Source organism: Priestia sp. JSM ZJ58 (genome assembly GCF_044383985.1).
Lineage (GTDB): Bacteria > Bacillota > Bacilli > Bacillales > Bacillaceae_H > Priestia > Priestia zanthoxyli.
Genome location: NZ_JBISEM010000001.1, coordinates 228653 through 248589, shown reverse-complemented (window position 1 = coordinate 248589; position 19937 = coordinate 228653). Strand labels below are relative to the sequence as shown.

21 protein-coding genes and 2 other annotated features are annotated in these 19937 nt (G+C 38.8%); of the genes, 1 reads left to right on the top strand and 20 read right to left on the bottom strand.

Features of this window, described 5'->3' with window-relative positions:
* Positions 1-3: 3 nt before the first annotated feature.
* The 18 genes from ACH6EI_RS01215 to ACH6EI_RS01130 all read right to left on the bottom strand — a co-directional run bounded on the left by ACH6EI_RS01215 (position 4) and on the right by ACH6EI_RS01130 (position 16878).
* Positions 4-336, bottom strand: coding sequence for a ribosomal-processing cysteine protease Prp (locus ACH6EI_RS01215; protein WP_013059336.1), 333 nt, complete (start codon positions 334-336; stop codon positions 4-6).
* 9 nt (positions 337-345) lie between these two features.
* The gene (rplU, locus tag ACH6EI_RS01210) at positions 346-654 is read right to left on the bottom strand and encodes a 50S ribosomal protein L21 (RefSeq protein WP_013059337.1); all 309 of its coding nucleotides are present in this window, start codon (positions 652-654) and stop codon (positions 346-348) included.
* Positions 655-668: 14 nt separating this feature from the next.
* Positions 669-740: a sequence feature (ribosomal protein L21 leader region), on the bottom strand.
* A gap of 78 nt (positions 741-818) precedes the next feature.
* Positions 819-2288: an Rne/Rng family ribonuclease gene (locus ACH6EI_RS01205; protein ID WP_028411714.1), complete on the bottom strand. Its 1470-nt coding sequence runs from the start codon at positions 2286-2288 to the stop codon at positions 819-821.
* Positions 2289-2371: 83 nt separating this feature from the next.
* Positions 2372-3238, bottom strand: a complete 867-nt coding sequence (locus tag ACH6EI_RS01200) for a M50 family metallopeptidase (protein WP_028411715.1) — start codon at positions 3236-3238, stop codon at positions 2372-2374.
* Positions 3231-4013, bottom strand: a complete 783-nt coding sequence (locus tag ACH6EI_RS01195) for a M23 family metallopeptidase (protein WP_028411716.1) — start codon at positions 4011-4013, stop codon at positions 3231-3233. Before ACH6EI_RS01195 ends, ACH6EI_RS01200 begins: the two co-directional genes overlap by 8 nt.
* Positions 4014-4133: 120 nt before the next feature.
* Positions 4134-4934 (bottom strand): septum site-determining protein MinD, encoded by an 801-nt coding sequence (gene minD, locus ACH6EI_RS01190; RefSeq protein ID WP_013059341.1) that lies wholly within the window; start codon positions 4932-4934, stop codon positions 4134-4136.
* A 2-nt stretch (positions 4935-4936) separates the two neighbouring features.
* On the bottom strand, positions 4937-5620 hold the full coding sequence (gene minC, locus ACH6EI_RS01185; RefSeq protein WP_028411717.1) for a septum site-determining protein MinC: 684 nt from the start codon (positions 5618-5620) through the stop codon (positions 4937-4939).
* Between the two features lie 116 nt (positions 5621-5736).
* Positions 5737-6255 carry a rod shape-determining protein MreD gene (gene mreD, locus ACH6EI_RS01180; RefSeq protein WP_014458115.1) on the bottom strand — a complete coding sequence of 173 codons (519 nt, stop codon included), beginning with the start codon at positions 6253-6255 and terminating at the stop codon, positions 5737-5739.
* Positions 6255-7136 (bottom strand): rod shape-determining protein MreC, encoded by an 882-nt coding sequence (gene mreC / locus ACH6EI_RS01175; RefSeq protein WP_013059344.1) that lies wholly within the window; start codon positions 7134-7136, stop codon positions 6255-6257. Before mreC ends, mreD begins: the two co-directional genes overlap by 1 nt.
* 19 nt (positions 7137-7155) lie before the next feature.
* Positions 7156-8181: a rod shape-determining protein gene (locus ACH6EI_RS01170; RefSeq protein ID WP_013059345.1), complete on the bottom strand. Its 1026-nt coding sequence runs from the start codon at positions 8179-8181 to the stop codon at positions 7156-7158.
* 229 nt (positions 8182-8410) lie between these two features.
* Entirely contained in the window at positions 8411-9097 is a 687-nt protein-coding gene (gene radC / locus ACH6EI_RS01165) for a RadC family protein (protein ID WP_028411718.1), read from the bottom strand.
* A gap of 15 nt (positions 9098-9112) precedes the next feature.
* Positions 9113-9682 carry a Maf family protein gene (locus ACH6EI_RS01160; RefSeq protein ID WP_108674318.1) on the bottom strand — a complete coding sequence of 190 codons (570 nt, stop codon included), beginning with the start codon at positions 9680-9682 and terminating at the stop codon, positions 9113-9115.
* A gap of 111 nt (positions 9683-9793) precedes the next feature.
* Entirely contained in the window at positions 9794-10876 is a 1083-nt protein-coding gene (locus ACH6EI_RS01155) for an SPOR domain-containing protein (RefSeq protein WP_033579649.1), read from the bottom strand.
* A gap of 118 nt (positions 10877-10994) precedes the next feature.
* Positions 10995-11750, bottom strand: coding sequence for a prepilin peptidase (locus ACH6EI_RS01150; RefSeq protein WP_034265545.1), 756 nt, complete (start codon positions 11748-11750; stop codon positions 10995-10997).
* A complete protein-coding gene (locus tag ACH6EI_RS01145) occupies positions 11747-11941 on the bottom strand; it encodes an ATP synthase subunit B family protein (RefSeq protein WP_033579647.1) in 195 nt (64 codons plus the stop codon). The genes ACH6EI_RS01150 and ACH6EI_RS01145 overlap by 4 nt, the downstream gene beginning before the upstream one ends.
* Positions 11942-12126: 185 nt before the next feature.
* Positions 12127-12684, bottom strand: a complete 558-nt coding sequence (locus ACH6EI_RS01140; RefSeq protein WP_028411723.1) for a DUF420 domain-containing protein — start codon at positions 12682-12684, stop codon at positions 12127-12129.
* 156 nt (positions 12685-12840) lie between these two features.
* Positions 12841-14139 (bottom strand): bifunctional folylpolyglutamate synthase/dihydrofolate synthase, encoded by a 1299-nt coding sequence (locus tag ACH6EI_RS01135; protein ID WP_028411724.1) that lies wholly within the window; start codon positions 14137-14139, stop codon positions 12841-12843.
* Positions 14140-14235: 96 nt separating this feature from the next.
* On the bottom strand, positions 14236-16878 hold the full coding sequence (locus ACH6EI_RS01130) for a valine--tRNA ligase (protein ID WP_108674319.1): 2643 nt from the start codon (positions 16876-16878) through the stop codon (positions 14236-14238).
* A gap of 82 nt (positions 16879-16960) precedes the next feature.
* Positions 16961-17205 (bottom strand) — a binding site (T-box leader).
* A gap of 230 nt (positions 17206-17435) precedes the next feature.
* Between ACH6EI_RS01130 and ACH6EI_RS01125 the strand changes: the two genes are divergently transcribed.
* The gene (locus tag ACH6EI_RS01125; protein ID WP_013059354.1) at positions 17436-17633 is read left to right on the top strand and encodes a hypothetical protein; all 198 of its coding nucleotides are present in this window, start codon (positions 17436-17438) and stop codon (positions 17631-17633) included.
* Positions 17634-17644: 11 nt separating this feature from the next.
* Here ACH6EI_RS01125 and ysxE read toward each other — a convergent pair whose 3' ends face one another.
* Both ysxE and spoVID read right to left on the bottom strand, forming a co-directional pair.
* Positions 17645-18694 carry a spore coat protein YsxE gene (gene ysxE, locus ACH6EI_RS01120; protein ID WP_013085128.1) on the bottom strand — a complete coding sequence of 350 codons (1050 nt, stop codon included), beginning with the start codon at positions 18692-18694 and terminating at the stop codon, positions 17645-17647.
* A 77-nt stretch (positions 18695-18771) separates the two neighbouring features.
* The gene (gene spoVID / locus ACH6EI_RS01115) at positions 18772-19911 is read right to left on the bottom strand and encodes a stage VI sporulation protein D (RefSeq protein WP_028411727.1); all 1140 of its coding nucleotides are present in this window, start codon (positions 19909-19911) and stop codon (positions 18772-18774) included.
* Positions 19912-19937: the final 26 nt, after the last annotated feature.

The following is a 19937-nucleotide window of genomic DNA, read 5'->3' as shown; positions in this document are numbered from 1 at the left end:
TGTTTAGTTGTCGTTAATTTTTATATAATTACTGTAATCTAATTCGATCGTTTTCAGTGAAACAACCATACCTTCTAATAGCAATTGAATCTGTTCCAATGTGAACGAATCCACATCTTTCGGAATCTCACAACGGAGATAGCCACCATCTCCACCTTGCTCTAAGTGCGGTTCAACCCCACTTATTGAAAAGATAGCATTAATTGTTCCAAATGAAACTGCAGATGCTCCCGCACAAACAAGATCTTTTCCGTGTTCGGAAAAGTCAGCATGTCCACTCATCGTGAACCCGTCAACTTTCTTATTTGCATCACGAGAAATCGTCACCTTAATCATTTGTTATAATTACGCGTTGATAGCGTCGATTACAACTTTTGTGTAAGGTTGACGGTGACCTTGCTTACGACGATAGTTTTTCTTTGCTTTGTATTTAAATACAGTGATCTTTTTAGCGCGACCTTGTTTTTCAACTTTAGCCGTAACTGTTGCACCTTCTACGAAAGGAACACCAACTTTCACGCTGTCGCCACCTACAAATAATACTTTGTCAAAAGTAACTGTTTCGCCTTGTTCACCAGCAAGTTTTTCAACGTAGATTGCTTGACCAGCCTCTACTTTAATTTGCTTACCACCAGTTTCAATAATTGCGTACATTCTCTGCACCTCCTCTAAAAACTAAGACTCGCCATCACAGGTGTTCAAGTGAACTTAAAACCTGTTCTGAGCGGTTGTAGCACGGGTGCTACAAACCAACATATTAAATCTTACTACAAATCAAAGGTTAGTGTCAATTGGAATTCATGTTTTCTTCTAAAAATTTATATAGAAGCAGAGACCCTTTTTTGAATCTGCTCTTTCGACCCCAATTGACGCAAAACAAATGCGTTTGTATAATCATCGTTTGGCGTAAGATATACGGTTTTTTTAACCATTTTCTCTAGAGCTTTGAGAAACCCTTGAGCTTTCATTTCATTTATAACATCACTTCGCGTCTCAATCCAAATAGCCTCTTCTTCCGCGCCGCGATGTTCCCAAATTACACGTTCAATTTGAAAAGCAACCGTTTTGGAATCAATCATTTTACCGGTTCCTTCACATACTTCACAAGGCATAGTTAATGTTGACCCAATGCTATTGCGCACTTTCTTCCGCGTTAATTGCAATATGCCGAGCTCTGTAAAGCCAACTACATTCGTCCGCACTTCATCTTGTTCACATAGCTTTTTCATATACCTTTCTACTTCTGTCCGATCTTCTTTATGAGACATATTTATAAAATCAATTAAGATCATGCCGCCTAAGTGACGTAATTGCATCTGTTTGGACAGTTCATACGCAGCTTCCATATTTGTTTGAAGCATCGTCTTTCGAATATTATCTTTTCCTGAAAACTTCCCCGTGTTCACGTCTACGACCGTCATCGCTTCCGTTTCGTCAATAACGATATAACCTCCACTTTTGAGCCACACGATTCGCTTTAAAAGCTTCTCTATTTGCCGTTCCACATCATAAAAGGAGAAAATATTTTCATTTCCTTTATAGTACTCTATTGACGAGTTAGGGTAGGCAGCTTGAAAATGTTGATATAGGTCAAAGTCATCTACTACTATCCCGTCAATTCCTTGTTGAAGTGCAGCTTGCACTCTTGTTTCGAGAAAATCTTGTCCTTTGCTGACTAGGGCAGGAGCTTTCATTCCCTGTGTCTGTCGTTCAAGGCGCTCATATTTCTTCTGTAGCTCTTTTATTTTGTGTTGGACCGCAGCTTCTGATTTTTCCTCAATCGCTGTTCGAAATAAAAAGCCTTCCATCCCCTGTTTTAACCGCTCGCCAAGCTGTTTCCACTGTTGGCGTTTTGGCTCATCTATTTTTTTGGATACAGCGACATAGTTTCCGTGCGGTAAATATACAAGCTCATCAGAAGAAAATTCAATAATACCCGTCAGCTTCGGCCCTTTTGTTCCAATGCCTTCTTTTACAACTTGAACCAATACTTTTTCTCCTTCACGAATAAAAGCAGACATCGGCTGCTGATCCTTGTGAGGATTATCTGACTGCTGATAGGATACAAGTTCATTTCGATGAATAAATCCGTTCATTGATAAACCAATATCGATAAAGGCTGCTTGCATATGCGGCAGGACTTTTACGACTTTACCCCAATATATATCACCAATAATTTGATTCTCGCTTTGTTCTTCTAAATATATTTTTTCTAGTGTTTTATCGTTTATCACGGCTATACGTTTGGAAGAAGTAGCCGCGTTAATGATACATGCCTTCACATACATTGCCTCACTTTAATCTAAATTCATAGGAAAAAGTTCGGTCAGTGCAACCGAACTTTTTTCATTCTATTCTATGTTACTAGAAATCAGTAAACTGTTACAAGTTCATCTAGTGGGCTATTTGTTCTTTTTTCTACAAAGTAAGCGTGTAAAAGTTCATTTTCATCAATTTGTACATGCTCGCCTGTTTGAGATGTAGCAATAATCATATGCTTACAACCTCTTTGGAATTTTTGCAGGACTTGATGGAGCGTCTCACTGGTTGATACACTTAGCGTTTTTAAAACTCCAATTGGATGCTCTTTTCCATGATACCTCTCCAACAAAAAGCGCATGTAGACAAATTGCCTGCTCTTCCATTCCAAATATCCGGATATAATTAAAAATGAAATAACAATCCATAAGTGCAGCTGAAAAGGATGCATAATGACGGCGTATATAATACCGATAGCTAAAAAAAACGTTGATAACCGGAGTGCAAGCTTATGCGCTTCTAAAAATGGTAAAGAACGACTGCACATTAAAAAAAGCAGCTTCCCTCCGTCCAATGGCCAAATGGGCAAAAGGTTAAACAGTAAAATTACTGTGCATTGAAACATAAATTGCTCATACGTTTCCAAAGACAACACATTTATTTTCATTAATAAGAAAGCAGCTCCAAACATCCAAAGATGCTGAAGAGGTCCACTTATTGTCACAATAAACTCTTCTCGAAATGGACGATTACCATGTTCATCTACTTCTGCTACTCCTCCAAAAGGTAAGAGCATAATTCTACGAATTCGCCAAGAAAAACACTGAGCCGCTACGGCGTGGCCCAGTTCATGAATAATTACAATAATAAATAACAAAAAAAGCTGCTTTACCGTAGCCGTTAAGATACCAATTACGAAAATCCCCCAAAACAATGGATGAATGTGAATTTTCATTAATAACGAAAAAGCACTATTCAAATTGAATCACCTGACTAGGATCCACAAACTTATCGCCTTTTTTAATAGCAAAATAGAACGTTCCAGCATCGCCTTTTTTACTGTTTTCCACAATTCCTACTTCTTTGCCTTTATTCACAAAATCATACATGCTAACATTGATTTTTTTGAGCTGTCCATACCAAGTTTCAGTTCCATCGGCATGTTGAATGATAACGGTATTCCCAGTATCATCACGTTTTCCTACATACCTTACAATACCTTCACTCATTGCTTCTACAACAGAATCCACTCCTGTTTGAACCGTCACGCCTTGCTTACTTTGAGCAAATGTTTCCGTTACTTTCCCTGAAGCTGGAGTAGCGTATTCTCCGCTTACACTTTGCTCCGTTTTGCTAGACTCCTTATTCGGCAGTAGCGTTAACGGCTTCCCAAACTTATCTTCATACCAAGAGGAAACAGCTGCAAACTGAAATTCTTTATCCATTGTTTGTTGAACCACCACTCTGGCCTGTTCAAAAGCAGGAGAAGCGTTCTTGAACATAATCCCTACAATTAACACTAAGCAGGCCGAAGCTAAAATTTTAAATAAAAAGCGTTCTTTTCGAAATAACGGGTGATATTCCTTTGCTGATGGTGTGTATTCAACCGCAGAATAATCCATCGATCCATATTTTTCTTCTTCACTCATTAAGGACGTATGAAGAGGTTCTTGAGGAAGACGCTTCGTTGTATTTAATTGTTTTCGCTTGCGCTCAGCAATTCGTTTACGGATTTCATCAGCACGTCGATTCATGATTCATCATTCTCCTTGTTCTTATCGTATAATCAACTATATGACTTGTCCGTGGAGCTTATGACAGCTTGACTCTACAAAATCACACAAATAAAAAAAGCTTCCTCTATCGGAAGCTTTTTAAGAACGAACACCAAAGAATCGTTTAATACGTGCAAACATTCCCTTATCTTCTTCATCTAACGATTGAAGAGGAACCGTTTCACCTAGAATACGTCTTGCAATATTACGATATGCAATTGATGCTTTGCTTGATGGATCCATGACAATTGGTTCACCGTTGTTAGAAGCACGAATAACATTTTCATCGTCAGCAACGATTCCAATTAAATCAACAGCCAGAAGCTGAGAAATTTCTTCCACGTCCAGCATGTCTCCATTTTTCATCATATGACTACGGATTCGGTTAATAACCAGTTTTGGAGATTCGATATCCTCTTGCTCCAATAATCCAATAATACGGTCAGCATCACGAACAGCTGAAACTTCCGGTGTTGTCACAACGAGTGCCTTATCAGCGCCAGCTACGGCATTCTTATAGCCTTGTTCAATACCAGCTGGGCAATCAATAACCACATAGTCATAGTCTTGCTTTAACTGAAGAACTAACTCTCGCATTTGTTCTGGTTGAACAGCTGTTTTGTCACTCGTTTGAGCAGCAGGAAGTAAGTACAAACATTCAAAACGCTTGTCCTTAATCAAGGCTTTTTGCGGTTGGCATCGACCTTCTACCACGTCTACAAGATCATAAATAATACGATTTTCAAGCCCCATTACAACATCCAAGTTGCGTAAGCCGATATCAGTGTCTACTAGACACACGCGCTTTCCAGCTAATGCTAGAGCAGTACCTAAATTGGCTGATGTCGTTGTTTTTCCAACTCCACCTTTACCAGACGTAACAACAATAGCCTCTCCCACTGTCAAATTCTCCTTTCTACCCTGGTCAAATTCGGTCTTAGATGCGGTAAAGCTTGCACGCGATCTATCACCATTTGATCATTATCATCTAAGTATGCACATTCCATTATATTCTCTTCCTTCTCACTGCGCTCTTCTTCTGATCGGGTAATGATATCAGCAATGCGCAGCTGTGAAGGTTTCATTAACGATGCAGCAATAACGGCGTTTTTATTGCCGCGATATCCTGCATGAGCAATCCCTTTTAAAGCACCTAATACAAATAAATTTCCTCCAGCTACAACGGTTCCTCCGGGATTTACGTCTCCGACTAGAAGCAAATCGCCTTCTACATGGAGAACCTGTCCTGAACGAACTACCTTTGTAACAGATACTAATTCACTTTCTTCTCTTACTCGGACTGCATCTTGCTTTAAAATAACGTTACTATCAATTTGTTTAACTACTAAATACTGATTTTCTTCTATGAGCGCCTTCAATTCGGTTTCCTGCTCTGTAGTTAAATAACGATTTCCGATTTTGACATACACTGTGACGATTTGATCGGCATCGCCATGCTTATTTGTCAAAAGCTTCGTCTTAAGTTCCGTCAAAAGCTCTGCAAATGAACATGTATCATTGAGATGCAACGTTAATCCATCTTTTGTTCCTTTAATTGTCACATTTTGTTGCTTTTGTTTATTCAAGACGCTCACCTCAACGAATATATAATTTCGACAGAGACTTACTCAATTCCTTTTTTTCGTTTCTTCAATCAGCATTTTTATCACATCACGAACGAGAAGCGTAATATATTTTCGGATCAGCGTTCATCGATAAATTTAGCGAAATATTGAAAACATCTTTGAAGCGGAAATGCAAAAATGAGTGCAAATATGGCATTTAAAATGATGGTTGCGTAAAATCGCTCTTGCAAGAAGCGACCAATGGTCATATCGGATATATTAATAATGCTATTAATTCCATATACATAAAACTCAATAATGGCTACAGCTAATAGCGACATGCAGATCACGATAAGCGTATTTTGCTGAAAAATCTTCATTAGTTTTGATACGATATAGCATACGGCCGGCAATCCAAGCGCGTATACTCCTAAGACATCCGTAAAGGCAATATCGTACATGAATCCAAGGATTACCCCATATAGCATCGCTTGCTTTGGGTGATAATACACTGCCATAAAAGCCAGTACCACTACAACAAAGTGAGGCGATAGAATCCAGTCTCGCCATGGTGATGCCATGGCGACAAAATTAACAAAGATACTTTCAAACATAAAAACGACAAGCACGAGAATAGGAAGGACAAACCGCTTCATCAGTTAGCCTCCTCCGCCCCTAAATCGTCTTCAGCAGCGGGCGCACTTCTTTTAGCTACAACTACGTTATCTAAGTCATACAAGTCAGCAGCAGGTTTGATATAAGCTTTTTTCGTTAATCCATATTCATCAGGCTCAATTTTTGTGATAACGCCAATTGGAAGATTGCTAGGAAAAATGCCGTCTTCTTGTCCTAGACCGGACGTTACTACTTTTTGCTTTTCTTTAATATCAGCATCAAAAGGAATACGACGCATAACAAGCGCCTGTTCTTTATCATCATAGCCTTCAATTAAACCAAACACTTCTTTTTTAGCCTGAATTTTAGCAGATACACGGTTTGTACGATCTGATGAACTAATTAACTGCACAGTAGATGTGAACTTAGATGCATGCTTCACTTTACCAATCAGCCCTTCAGGAGTCATAACAGCCATATTTTCCTGTACATTATGAACCGTCCCTTTATCAATGGCAATTACCTCATGCCAACGGTCTGGATTACGAGCAATAACTGTTGCTTCGATTGGATTGTATTGACTTAAATCCGTTTTTTTGTCGAGCTGTGCTCTTAATTTTTTATTTTCTTGCTGCAAAGCGTTGGCTTTCGTTTCTAATTGCATGCGTTCGTCTAAACGGGCTTTTAATACCTCGTTTTCTTCGTATGTACGCTTTAAGTCACCTACATTCTGAAAGAAACCCGCTACAAATTGTGCGGGTTCATTAAAGGTAGCCTGAACAAGACCAACCGTATCTTTGACAAACTGTTCAGGCCACGTTACATTTTTACGACCATTTAACGAAAAACCAATCAATGCCACTAATACAATAATACTGACCAATAAAATAACTAAACGTTTATTTAAGAAAAATTGTGGCACGATCTACACCTCTTAATATTTAGCGATATGAATCGCTTGTACGATTTTTAAATAAATCAATGTGTTCTAACGCTTTACCAGTTCCAATTGCAACACAGTCAAGCGGATCTTCTGCGATGACAACCGGCATATTTGTTTCTTCACTAATAACTTTATCTAAATTACGTAGCAATGCGCCACCGCCTGTTAATACAATACCGCGATCCATAATATCTGCCGCAAGTTCAGGTGGTGTTTTTTCTAATGTACTTTTTACTGAATCGACAATAGAAGCCACTGTATCTTTTAGCGCTTCTGCAATTTCTTCTGCTGAAATTTCGATTGTTTTCGGTAGACCTGTTAGTAAGTCACGTCCGCGAATTTCCATGTTTTCAATACCTTCTGGAATTCCGGCAGAACCGACTTCTACTTTTAATGCTTCTGACGTACGCTCACCGATCATTAAATTGTAATTCTTGCGAATATATTGAATAATCGCTTCATCCATCTCGTCCCCAGCGATACGGATTGACTGACATGTTACGATTCCGCCTAAAGAAATAATCGCAACTTCTGTTGTTCCTCCACCAATATCTACTACCATACTTCCCGTTGGCTCCCAAACCGGTAGATTGGCGCCGATTGCTGCAGCAAACGGTTCTTCAATTGTATACGCATCACGCGCGCCAGCCTGACGAGTCGCATCAATAACGGCACGCTTCTCAACAGCTGTAATGCCAGAAGGTACACAAACCATTACATACGGCTTACCCGCAAACAAACTTTTTGTTTTTTGAGCTTGATTGATGTAATATTTCATCATCGTCGCAGTTGTTTCGTAATCTGCAATAACTCCATCTTTCATTGGACGAAGGGCTACTACGTTCCCAGGTGTACGACCAATCATATTTTTTGCATCGTTACCTACCGCAACGATTTGTTTTGTATCAGTTTGCAAAGCCACAACAGACGGCTCACGCACAACAATTCCTTTTCCTTTTACATAAACGAGCGTATTTGCAGTACCCAAATCTATTCCAAGGTCTCTAGTACCGATTCCAAACATGTGTCTCTTCCTTTCTCTTACCAAAATGCAAAGGTAAAAATTCCATAATTCAATTTCTTCATTTCATAAGTAACATTTTTTATTTTCTATACTTTTTTCATAGATGTCAACGCCAAATATTGTATGATAAAAAGTCATACTTTGTCTATTAATAACGAATGATTGTAAAGAACTTGTCATTTAAAATCATGACTACTATTATAACCCAAGGATTTTAAAAAGCATAGCCTTACATGTATCCTTTTTCTTTTAAACTAATATATTTTCGATCTCCGATAATTAAATGATCTAACAATTCAATTCCTATGATAAATCCGCACTCTTTTAAGCGCTTCGTTACCTCTATATCTTCTCTGCTGGGAGTAGGGTCGCCGGAGGGATGATTATGAATACAAATAAGAGATGCAGCTGAACGGCGAAAGGCTTCTTTAAATACTTCTCTTGGATGGACAATAGATGAATTGAGGCTTCCGATAAAAATGGTTTGCTTGTGGAGAACTTGATTTTTCGTGTTGAGGTATAAACAGACGAAATGCTCTTGGGACAGCACGCGCATTTCTTCCATCACATAATTAGCTCCGTCTTCAGGGCCATGAATGGTATATCGCTCACTAGATTTCCGCTGTACAATCCTCTTACCTATTTCAATAGCCGCTATAATTTGAATCGCTTTTGCAGGTCCGATACCTTTAATATTCATCATTTCATCAAGCGATGCATGCTGTAAAAGTTGAAGACCTTCAAAATGCGTTAATATGCGATTGGACAGCTGAAGAACAGATTCATCTTTGGTTCCGGTGCGCAGCAAAATAGCAATAAGCTCGTGGTTAGAAAGACTAGAAGCACCCATTGCCACAAGGCGCTCTCGAGGTCTTTCATCTTGAGGAAAATCTTTAATTAGCAATGATTGATCCAATTTCGTCACTCCTTTTTAGTAGACGAAACCGTATTGTTTTAGCTCACGTATTGTTCGGGAGAGCGGCAAGCCCACCACGGAGAAATAGTCTCCTTCAATTTTTTTAACTAGCGCAGCACCGAGACCTTGAATTCCATAAGAACCAGCCTTATCCATAGGCTCTCCTGACTCTACGTACTGTACGATTTCATCTTGTTCAATCGGCCAAAACTCTACATCAGTTTGTTCATAAAACGTATGAACTTTTGCATTTGATACGAACGCTACTCCAGTTAACACCTGATGTTTTTGACCTGACAGCATCGTAAGTGTTTCAATCGCTTCTTGTTTCGTTTTTGGCTTTCCTAAAATACGATTGCCATATACGACAACTGTATCGGCGCCTAGGACCATATCCTCTTTATAATGCGAAGCGACGTCCACTGCTTTTTGCCTAGCTAAATCCATTACTACCTCGGACGGAGTGTATGATGGATTGACGATTTCTTCAATTGTACTAACGTGAACGGTAAAGGAAATGTGAAGCTGCTGAAGTAATTCTTTTCGACGAGGAGAGCCTGAGGCTAAAATTAATGTTTGTTTCATACATCTCACCTTTGCATTTTGATTTAAAAAAAGAAGGACACACCGTTATTTTAGCAATTTCATCTCTAAATGACAATAAACAAGTGAGGCAGCATTACACTACCTCACCTGTTAAGACGTTACAAGGCTTTCATACTGCTGAAGAGCTTTTAACACGTATCCCTGAGCAAGCCAAGCGTCTTTACTGCTTTTATTGTCTTCATATGAAGAAAGAGAAGCCGCAGCCTTTTGAAGGGTTCTCACCATGGTTTTAATGTCTTCATTTGACGCTTCTTTCTGAACTTTTGTCAGCTCTTTTTTCAAAGATTTGATATCGGCTACCCGCTCTCCCTCAATCGCTTTAACAGATTGATCTAAGAGATTAGCCATAAACGGCTGCGCTGTTGTTATAACCGTTTGATCTTTTTTCCCTAATTCGCTGGTGGGCTTAATTTCATAAGACTTTACATATACATCTTTACCTTGTTGTTTATACGTTTTACTAAGTGCCTTTGCTTTTTCTTCTCCAGTGGCAGCACCAACGACAAGAGAATAGGTTTTAGGTGAAAAAATCTCGCCTGCTTCGTTCTCTTCTTTCCATTTATCCATTGCTTTATTTGCAGCAGTTTTTGATGAAAAAGCACCTGCTTGCACAATGTAAAAGGAAAAAGGGTCTAAAGTAGAAGCAGCAGCTGACGTATCCTTCGATTCCTGTTCGCTTTTCTTTTCAGCTTTACCAACACTTTCAGTGGCAGACGCTGTTTGAGCAGCTTTTTCTTCTTTCGCTCGCTCACTTGTTTGTGCTTTTCCTACAGGCTGTTCGCTTCCTGTCATCATTTTCACACCAACCATACCGATGCCGCTGCCTATTCCGACTGCTAGTAATACAATCACAGCCGTTCGTTTGATCACACCGCCGTTTACTGTTTTAATCGAAACATTTTTAGGGTGTAATCGCGGCTTTTTCTTCTTTTCATTTCTTACATCTTCAATAAACACCACTTTATTTTCTTCCACATGAGAATCTTTGGATGCCGGTTCCGGAAGAACCCACGTAAATTCGTCTTTTTCCGGCGCTTGTTCTTCCTTCTCATCCTTAGATTGACCATTGATTTTAATTGAAATTTTTCGTTCCTGCTTGTCCACTGCCCCACCGCCTTTAGTTAACGTAGTCTTAGTACCGGTTGTAAGCTGAGGTAAACCGACATAAAACATACACTTTTTTCCATGCTATCATAGAAGAAAAAAAAAATAACAAGACATTTGTCGTCTTGTTACAAAAGGTTTTCGCTATTTAGTTACAGAAATTTTAACTTTGTCGAAGACTTGAAGCTCAATAAAAATAGTTGCTAACATACCAATCTATCAATTCGTTTCCATGAAAATAAGCAGCGATTGTCCCTATAAAAATAAAAGGAACGAAAGGAATTGGTACACCTACCTTTGCCTTTTTCATTAATAATGCTCCTATACTAACGGTTCCGCCTATTAATATAGCTAAAAAAAGTGATAGCAAAACAAGCTTTACTCCAAGCACAATACCAATCAAACCATACAATTTAATATCTCCTTCTCCAAGGCCTCCTCTGCTGAGAAATGCGATTAGAAAGAGGAGAAAAAATGCGATTCCTCCTCCCATTAAAGAATCACTCCACGAAGTTAATGGAATGAAAAGACGCTCAAGAAGAAAGATAGGCAAAAAGAAAAGCAGCACCTTATTTGGGACAATCATATAGGCTATATCTGAGACAACGATAATTGTTAAAAAAGAAACAAAAGTTAATATGACAATCAGTTCTAACGTCATATTCAATTTTAAAAAAGCATATACAAATAAACTTCCTGTCGAAAATTCTACGAACGGGTAGATGAAGGAGATTTTTTTGCGACACATACTACATTTTCCTGCATTTTTAATGTAGGAGACTACGGGGATTAACTGTTGTGGAGAAAGAACGTATAAACAGTGTGGACAATGAGATCGTGGAGATAAAATAGATTTTCCCTGAGGAATTCTAAGGCCTGCTACGTTGTAAAATGAACCTAGAGTGATACCTGAAACGAATAGATAAAGGTAAATTATACTCATACGACTCCTTCCATTTCAGGGGTATAGAATACTAACTGTAGATTTTCTTTTGAATGGGGCAATGTATCTTTTCCTTTTAAATAGCTGCCAATAAACGGTATGAGAAAAGCTGCTAGAAGACCTATTACGATAACCAGTATGATCACTTGCGTGAGAGAAAGTCCTTTATTCTCTTTTGACAGTTTATCCATTTCCACACCTCTCTTTTATTGATTAGTATCAAACAGCTCCTTCATTAATAAACTGAATCTTAATACCCATAAAAGTCATATTCTGTATGCCTCCTTCCTTAAAACACACCTTTTATAGGTAATAAGGATTATACCACTAAAAAACAAAAACAGCATAAAAAAACGTCTGCAAAAGCAGACGTTTTTTAATAGTAAGGAGCCATAAATAAGTAGACAATTACACCTGTAAGGCTTACATAAAGCCAGATTGGCATTGTCCATCGCACAATTTTTTTATGTTTTTCAACTTGCATTGTCCAGCCCCACACAAGTGCAAACAGTGCCAGCGGAACGATAATCGCTGCTAAGAAACTGTGTGTGATCAAAATAAAGAAGTAAATGGGACGAACAATTCCTTCTCCACCAAACGTAGCTGTTTCCGTTGAGATATAGTGGAACGTTAAATATGAAACTAAAAAGAGCAGTGTAGAAGTGAATGCCGCTAAGATAAACCCTCTATGAGCATTGATGTTTTTTCTAAAGATTGAAATCAACGCTGCAACTAAAAAAATAAACGTAAAACTATTCAAAATAGCATTTAACCGTGGAAAGATAGTCAAATCAAAACTTACTTTTCCTTGATAGCCAATATTCGAAAAGAATAGCAGTAAGATAATAACATTCGCTATCACTGAAAAGGTAAGAATAATACCGGTAAAGTTTTTATTACTTTTCGGTACAATTTTTTCATTATTCTTACTCATGTTAACAATCTCCTTATTTAGTGATGTACATGTTTATTATATATCACTTACCTAGGGGGTGAAAGTGACAATACTTTGAACTTAGTGCTTCCTTATTATTTGTATCCCTTTCTTACATTATGTTAAAAGCAGCAAGAGTTCACTTGCTGCTTCTGCTCATTTGAGAAGAAAGGCCCGCACTTCTGATATAAAATACAGAGACCCTGTAATCACGACCATGTCTTGTTCACCTGTCGCCTTTTCCTTTACGTAAGCAATTGCTTTTTTCCACTCCTCGTCCATATGCTTATTACGATGAGTACTCATCTCATAAAGCTCCCCAGCTGCGCGAGCACGAGGAAAGTCAAACGACGTAAATGTAATACTTGCAGCGATTGTTTCAAGTTCTTGGACCATTCGATCAGCGCTTTTATCATTTAAGCAGCTGAAGATTAAATGAATGTTTCGATCTTCATAATGAAGGCGTAAAGTAGATAACAAGCTATCAATGCCTTCTGCATTATGAGCCCCGTCAATAATCGTTAAAGGATGCTCATTTACTATCTCAAAGCGGCCGTTCCACTTTGTATGCTGAATCCCTTTTATCATTTGCTCATTGGAGATAGAAAGCTTTTTCTTTTCTTTTAAATAACAAACGGCCATCACAGCCAAAGCTGCATTTTTAACTTGATGATAGCCAAGCATATTTAATTGCAAGTGTTCAAATGTACCATACGGCGTTTTTAACGTAAAGCCTTCTCCATTTGCTAAGGGCTCATAGTTTTCAATTTTAAATTCTTTTCCTAACACAAATAACGAAGCCTGCTTCAAATTTGCCTCTTCTGTAATGACGTCAAGCGCCTTTACTTGCTCTGCACCAGTAATAATAGGGACTTCTTTTTTAATAATCCCCGCTTTTTCTGCTGCAATTTCTTCTACCGTATCACCTAGTATCGCCATGTGATCAAATCCAATGTTTGTAATAATACTCACCATAGGATTCACAACGTTTGTTGAATCATATCGTCCCCCAAGACCTGTTTCAAACACAACATAGTCAACTGAATCATGATAGCCGAAATAAAGAAAAGCCATGATTGTAATCACTTCAAATTCCGTTGCTGACCCTAAGTCCGTATGTTCTAGTCGCTCCACTACAGGCTTTACTTCCTGAACAAGAGCGGTCATTGCTTCATTTGAAATAGGCTGTCCATTCACGCTAATCCGCTCATTAAATGTTTCGATATAAGGGGAAGTAAACGTTCCAACTTTATACCCTGCTTCTTCTAACATATTTCGCAAATACGAAACAGTAGAACCTTTACCATTCGTCCCAGCAACGTGAATAGCATTTATATTTTGCTGCGGAAAATCAAGCTGCTCTAGCATCCATTCCATTCGTTCTAACCCCGGCTTGATTCCAAAGCGAAGTCTGTTATGAATCCAATCAAGCGCTTCTTCATATGTCGTTATCATCTTTTATTCACCTTTCTTTTCCATCGCTATTATTATGTAAAGAAAAAGCGTCGCTATACAAGCCACGCTTTTTCTGTTGGTTTATTAACCCATTGATTATCCGCGTAATTCAGCAATACGAGACTGAACAGCTTCACGTTTTTCAACGTAATCTTGCTCTTTTGCACGCTCTTCTTCTACTACTTTAGCAGGCGCTTTTGCAATAAAGCCTTGGTTGTTTAATTTCTTTTGTACACGTTCTACTTCTTTGTTTAACTTATCGTGTTCTTTTTCTAAACGGGCGATTTCTTCTTCGATATTAATTAAACCTTCAAGAGGTAAAATTAATTCTGCGCCTGTTACAACAGCAGTCATCGCTTTTTCATCTAATGAAACATCGGTTGAAATTACAAGCTCACTTGGATTACAGAAACGTTCTACATACGCACGATTCTTTTCAAGCTGACTTTGAATATTTTCATCTTTAGCTTTAATAAATAATTTTACTTGTTTGCTCATCGGCGTGTTCACTTCAGCACGAATGTTACGAACAGCACGGATAATATCTACAAGTAAACGCATATCGTTAGCAGCTTCTTTATCCGAAAGCTCAGCGCGTACTTCCGGCCATTTAGCTACTGTAATTGATTCACCTTCATGCGGCAAGCTTTGCCAAATTTCTTCAGTAATAAACGGCATGAATGGATGTAAAAGTCGCATTGTGTTATCAAGTACATAAGCTAAAATTGAGCGAGTGGTCTTTTTAGCTGCTTCATCTTCTCCGTAAAGAGGAAGTTTAGCCATTTCAATGTACCAATCGCAGAAGTCATCCCAAATAAAGTTATAAAGAATGCGTCCAACTTCACCAAATTCATATTTGTCAGCTAATTTTGTTACGTGCTCAATCGTTTCATTTAAGCGCGTTAAAATCCATTTATCCGCAACTGACTTTTCGCCTGATAAATCAAGCTCTTCAAATGTGATGCCGTCCATGTTCATTAATGCGAAACGAGAAGCATTCCAAATTTTATTTGCAAAGTTCCATGTCGCTTCGACTTTTTCAAAGCTAAAGCGTAAATCTTGTCCCGGTGAGCTTCCTGTAGATAAGAAATAGCGAAGAGAATCTGCACCGTATTTCTCGATTACTTCCATTGGATCTACGCCGTTACCAAGTGATTTACTCATTTTACGACCTTCAGCATCTCGTACAAGACCGTGAATAAGTACATCGTCAAACGGACGTTTACCCGTAAATTCAAGACCTTGGAAAATCATACGAGATACCCAGAAGAAAATAATGTCGTAGCCCGTTACAAGCACATTTGTTGGGTAGTAGCGTTTGAAATCAGCTGCATCCACATCCGGCCAGCCCATTGTTGAGAACGGCCATAGCGCTGAACTGAACCATGTGTCTAATACATCTGAATCCTGTTCCCAGTTTTCGATATCTGCTGGAGCCTCATGATCTACGTATACTTCTCCAGTTTCTTTATGATACCAAGCTGGAATGCGGTGTCCCCACCAAAGCTGACGCGAAATACACCAGTCGCGAATATTTTCCATCCAGTGTAAGTATGTCTTTTCAAAACGATCAGGCACAAAGTTTACTTTTTCTTCTTGTTTTTGAAGATCTACTGCTTTATCTGCTAACGGCTGCATTTTTACAAACCACTGAGTTGATAAATAAGGTTCAACAACGGCACCGCTTCGTTCACTGTGACCTACTGAATGCATGTGGTCTTCAATGTCGAACAATACGCCGTCTTCTTGAAGGTCTTTAACAATTTGCTTACGGCAAGCAAAACGATCCATTCCTTCATATTTACCTGCTTTGTCATTCATCGTACCGTCTTGATTCATCACTAAAATACGCTCTAAATTATGACGGTTTCCAATTTCAAAATCGTTCGGGTCATGAGCAGGCGTAATTTTTACTGCACCAGAACCGAATTCCATATCTACATAATCATCGCCTACGATTGGAATTTCACGACCTACAATCGGAAGGACAACCTTTTTGCCGATTAAGTGCTTATAGCGATCATCTTCAGGGTGAACAGCTACAGCCGTATCTCCTAGCATTGTTTCAGGACGAGTTGTTGCGATTTCAATATGTCCAGAACCATCTGCCAACGGATAGCGCATATGATAAAACGCACCTTGTACATCTTTGTAAATAACCTCGATGTCTGAAAGAGCTGTTTTTGTAGCTGGATCCCAGTTAATAATATATTCTCCGCGATAGATTAACCCTTTTTTGTAAAGCGTTACGAATACTTCGCGCACTGCTTTAGAAAGGCCTTCATCAAGCGTGAAGCGCTCGCGTGAATAGTCTAAGCCAAGTCCTAGCTTCGACCACTGCTGGCGAATAAAGCTTGCATATTCTTCTTTCCATTTCCACGTTTCGGCTACAAAATTTTCGCGGCCTAGATCGTAGCGGCTTTTCCCTTCGCTGCGAAGCTTTTCTTCTACTTTTGCCTGCGTTGCAATCCCCGCATGGTCCATGCCGGGAAGCCATAAAACGTCATAGCCTTGCATGCGCTTCATACGCGTTAAGATGTCTTGTAACGTTGTATCCCAAGCGTGGCCTAAATGCAGCTTGCCCGTTACGTTTGGGGGTGGAATTACAATTGTATATGGCTCTTTTTCAGGGTCATTTGTTGCTTCAAAAAACTTCCCGTCTAACCAATACTGATAACGATTTTCTTCAACGGCTTTTGGATCATACTTCGTTGGAAGAGTCACTTCTTTTTCAGACATAATGTATACCTCCATAATATAAAGTTTCAGTCTTTAGAAACTGTGTAAAGCTTTTATAAACATAAAAAAACTCCTTTCCTAATAAAAGGACGAAAGGAGTTGATTTCGCGGTACCACCTTTTTTTATAGACGTATCCCGTTTGATAAGCCTATACACTTCATTTCATAACGGTTGATTAACCGGCTTTTTCTACTGAGCTATGCAGCTGTTCAAAAAAGCTACTCATAGGCGACATTCCGAGTGCACATTCTTAAGAAATCTCACAGCAGCTGATTTCTCTCTCTGAAAGACGAACATCCCGTACTCTTCCTATTCACTGTATTTATGTATGAATTTCTCTTAATTATACTATATGAAAAAATGTTGAATCGTCAATAATCTTCTCCATTTTTTTATGATTATATTCATAATTTTTTTGTTCTGCTCTTTATTTTTTCATTCACTCGCTAATTTTGGAAATAAAATGAAAAGTCCGCTCAAAAAAATGGCACCATTTCTTTCTTTTTTCATATACTTACTTTAACCTGGGCACGTGGATTGAAAGGGGCATGTACAAATGAAGAAACGAATAAATGTAAATTCGTATCAGCTGCAGCGGTGGCTCAAAACAGCAGGAGCGGCTTGTGGACAGTTTATTGTTCCTTTAACAATTTTTCAAGGTATACGTACACTATTCTTCCCCACAACCTTTGATGTACTGTTGTTGGCACTTCTTGCCATACTAGCGGTTGCTTTATATTCGGACTGGATTTAAAAACCCAAGCGCTATTCGTTCGCTTGGGCTTGTGCAGCTGCTTCCGCTGCCATTTTTTTTTGCTGATCTACTTCAAATATTTTAATATTGAGCTGTTCAATGTTTTTCGTCAGCCAGTATGCTCGAATAAATGACTGCATATGTTCAAGCTCCGTTTTACTTTCTTTATGCTGCCTATATTGAACGATACACTGATACAAGGGTTCTGGAAACGCTAAATAACTGTGCAAAAGCAGTCTTTCCTCTTCTCTGAGAGCAAAATGTTTTTCATACGTACTAAACCACTCATAGCTGTCATAGGTAGTTACTGGGTACGTGCGAAGAGTACGGAAATAAAATGAGACCAAATCATAAATCGGTGAAGCATCTTTTGCATGTTCAAAGTTAATAAAAAAACCATTTCCCCGTTCGTCATAGATAAAATGTTTAGCCGATAGCTTTCCATGAGACGTAACCAGCCGGATCTTTTCCTTTTCTTCCATTTCATCGTTCCACTGATCGAGCTTTCCAAAACCAAACTCAAGCGCTCTTGTCATTTCATAATAAAATGTACAGTAATGCAACTCAAACGGGGACATATACACTTTCTTCTCGCATTCTACTACGTACTGCTTCAGCTCTTCCTGACGTTTTTCCCACGTTTCTTTCATCGATGTATAATGATTTTCTATATCTTCTTTTTTTACTTCTACTTCCTGCGCCGAAGCACCGTGAAGCTTAGCAAGCTCTTGAAATAATTTATGATATCGAATATCACGCTCTTCGGTTGGGTTATTTGGGAGCCACGGCATTAAGTAATACGAGCCGCTTTCATCTGAAACAATGGGCTGAGAACGCTTCGTTTGATAAATAGGGACAAAGCCCATCCACCCTTTTTGATACACGTTCTGCAACTTTTGAATGAAGTTCTGATTTCGCTCTTGATGATTCGCCATTTCTTTAAGCGCAAATACGCCAGTTTTTGTATAGACTTTTTTTACTTTTCCGTAGTCTTCGATAAAGTCAACATCTAAGTCATATTCTTTTAACAATACTTTGTAGTCTGCTACTGTCCGCTGCATCTATATTCTCCTTCCTCGTAAAAAATAAAGAAAACAGTTAAGACATTATATGCGTCAAAACTGTTTTCTTTCCGACTTTAACGAACGGGAATATTTAAGATGCTTCCTTCTTCCAGCTCATATTCATCTCCTAAATTATTCACTCGTAAAATGTTTTGTACATTCGTATTATAGCGGTTTGCTATCGTATCAAGCGAATCTCCGTCTTGAACAATACAAAGCTTCCACGTTGAAAAAGCTTCTTCTTCCCGCGAAAAGAGCTTTGTTAAATAAAGGGCGTTTTCATTTCGGCCGCTTTCATTTTCTTCTTTCCGAAATTCAACAATAATCTTTTCCTTTTCTTGCTCAGCCTCTTGTTGAACGTCAGCATACGTATTTAATTCACTAGCTTGCGATTCTTCGAAGCTTTCTTGCTCTTGACGAAGCTGAAAGAGCTCAATCACGTTGTCTTCTCTTTCTTCCTCGATTGGTGCCTCTTTTTTCACTTCGACTTCAAATGGTTCATATGCTTCCTCTTCATATTCCACGACCGGCTCAGCACGAGATTCTTTTTTAAATACAGATGAAAAATAACTAGGAGGCTTTTCTGAATGATCTTCTTCAATAGCCTCTGCCTCTAAAAGTGCGGGAGCTTCACGATAGCTTACGTCAAACTCTTGCTCCTCTTGTTTCTCTTCTTCTTGAGCAAAGTTTTCAGTATATACCTCTTCAGCATCGTCTGCTTCTTCATAGGAGACGATGTGCTGTTCTTCCGCAAACTCTTCCTCTTCTTCTCGTTCTTGTTCTTCATGCTGTTCCCCGTACAATCCTGTGATGGACAAGTCAGCCATTAGCTGCAGCTGATTTGTGCCTGGTAATTCATAATCAAATAAATCAATAGATACATATACATCTTCAATACTTTGAATACGATTTTTAGGAATGGTAATATCAACAGGAAATTGATGTGATAATTCAGCCGTTCCGTCTTCACGGACAGAGATAGATTGCACTTGATTCTCATTTGTATATTCGCGTAACGAGTGCTCTCCCTCGTACGTTTCGTATTCACCTGTTAATTGTAATGCTCCTCGAATAGACACATATTGGTCATATTCTTGAATAGATACTTGAGGCTCTAAGGAGATAGACAAAAGTTGTGAGACTTCCTGTCCTTTTTGAAACCATACTGATTCTTCTACGGAAAAACGCAGACATGATAAATTATCCTGCGACAAATTGTTCTCCCCCTTCCAACACCCGC

Coding starts and splice junctions, on each gene's coding strand:
- ACH6EI_RS01155 (WP_033579649.1), bottom strand. CDS start 10,876: ATGTTTTATGTCGGTTTACCTCAGCTTACAACCGGTACTAAGACTACG.
- ACH6EI_RS01160 (WP_108674318.1), bottom strand. CDS start 9,682: ATGAAACAAACATTAATTTTAGCCTCAGGCTCTCCTCGTCGAAAAGAA.
- ACH6EI_RS01170 (WP_013059345.1), bottom strand. CDS start 8,181: ATGTTTGGAATCGGTACTAGAGACCTTGGAATAGATTTGGGTACTGCA.
- ACH6EI_RS01145 (WP_033579647.1), bottom strand. CDS start 11,941: ATGGATAAACTGTCAAAAGAGAATAAAGGACTTTCTCTCACGCAAGTG.
- ACH6EI_RS01215 (WP_013059336.1), bottom strand. CDS start 336: ATGATTAAGGTGACGATTTCTCGTGATGCAAATAAGAAAGTTGACGGG.
- ACH6EI_RS01135 (WP_028411724.1), bottom strand. CDS start 14,139: ATGATAACGACATATGAAGAAGCGCTTGATTGGATTCATAACAGACTT.
- ACH6EI_RS01130 (WP_108674319.1), bottom strand. CDS start 16,878: ATGTCTGAAAAAGAAGTGACTCTTCCAACGAAGTATGATCCAAAAGCC.
- ACH6EI_RS01150 (WP_034265545.1), bottom strand. CDS start 11,750: ATGAGTATAATTTACCTTTATCTATTCGTTTCAGGTATCACTCTAGGT.
- rplU (WP_013059337.1), bottom strand. CDS start 654: ATGTACGCAATTATTGAAACTGGTGGTAAGCAAATTAAAGTAGAGGCT.
- ysxE (WP_013085128.1), bottom strand. CDS start 18,694: ATGCAGCGGACAGTAGCAGACTACAAAGTATTGTTAAAAGAATATGAC.
- ACH6EI_RS01125 (WP_013059354.1), top strand. CDS start 17,436: ATGAAGAAACGAATAAATGTAAATTCGTATCAGCTGCAGCGGTGGCTC.
- mreD (WP_014458115.1), bottom strand. CDS start 6,255: ATGAAGCGGTTTGTCCTTCCTATTCTCGTGCTTGTCGTTTTTATGTTT.
- ACH6EI_RS01140 (WP_028411723.1), bottom strand. CDS start 12,684: ATGAGTAAGAATAATGAAAAAATTGTACCGAAAAGTAATAAAAACTTT.
- ACH6EI_RS01205 (WP_028411714.1), bottom strand. CDS start 2,288: ATGTATGTGAAGGCATGTATCATTAACGCGGCTACTTCTTCCAAACGT.
- ACH6EI_RS01195 (WP_028411716.1), bottom strand. CDS start 4,013: ATGAATCGACGTGCTGATGAAATCCGTAAACGAATTGCTGAGCGCAAG.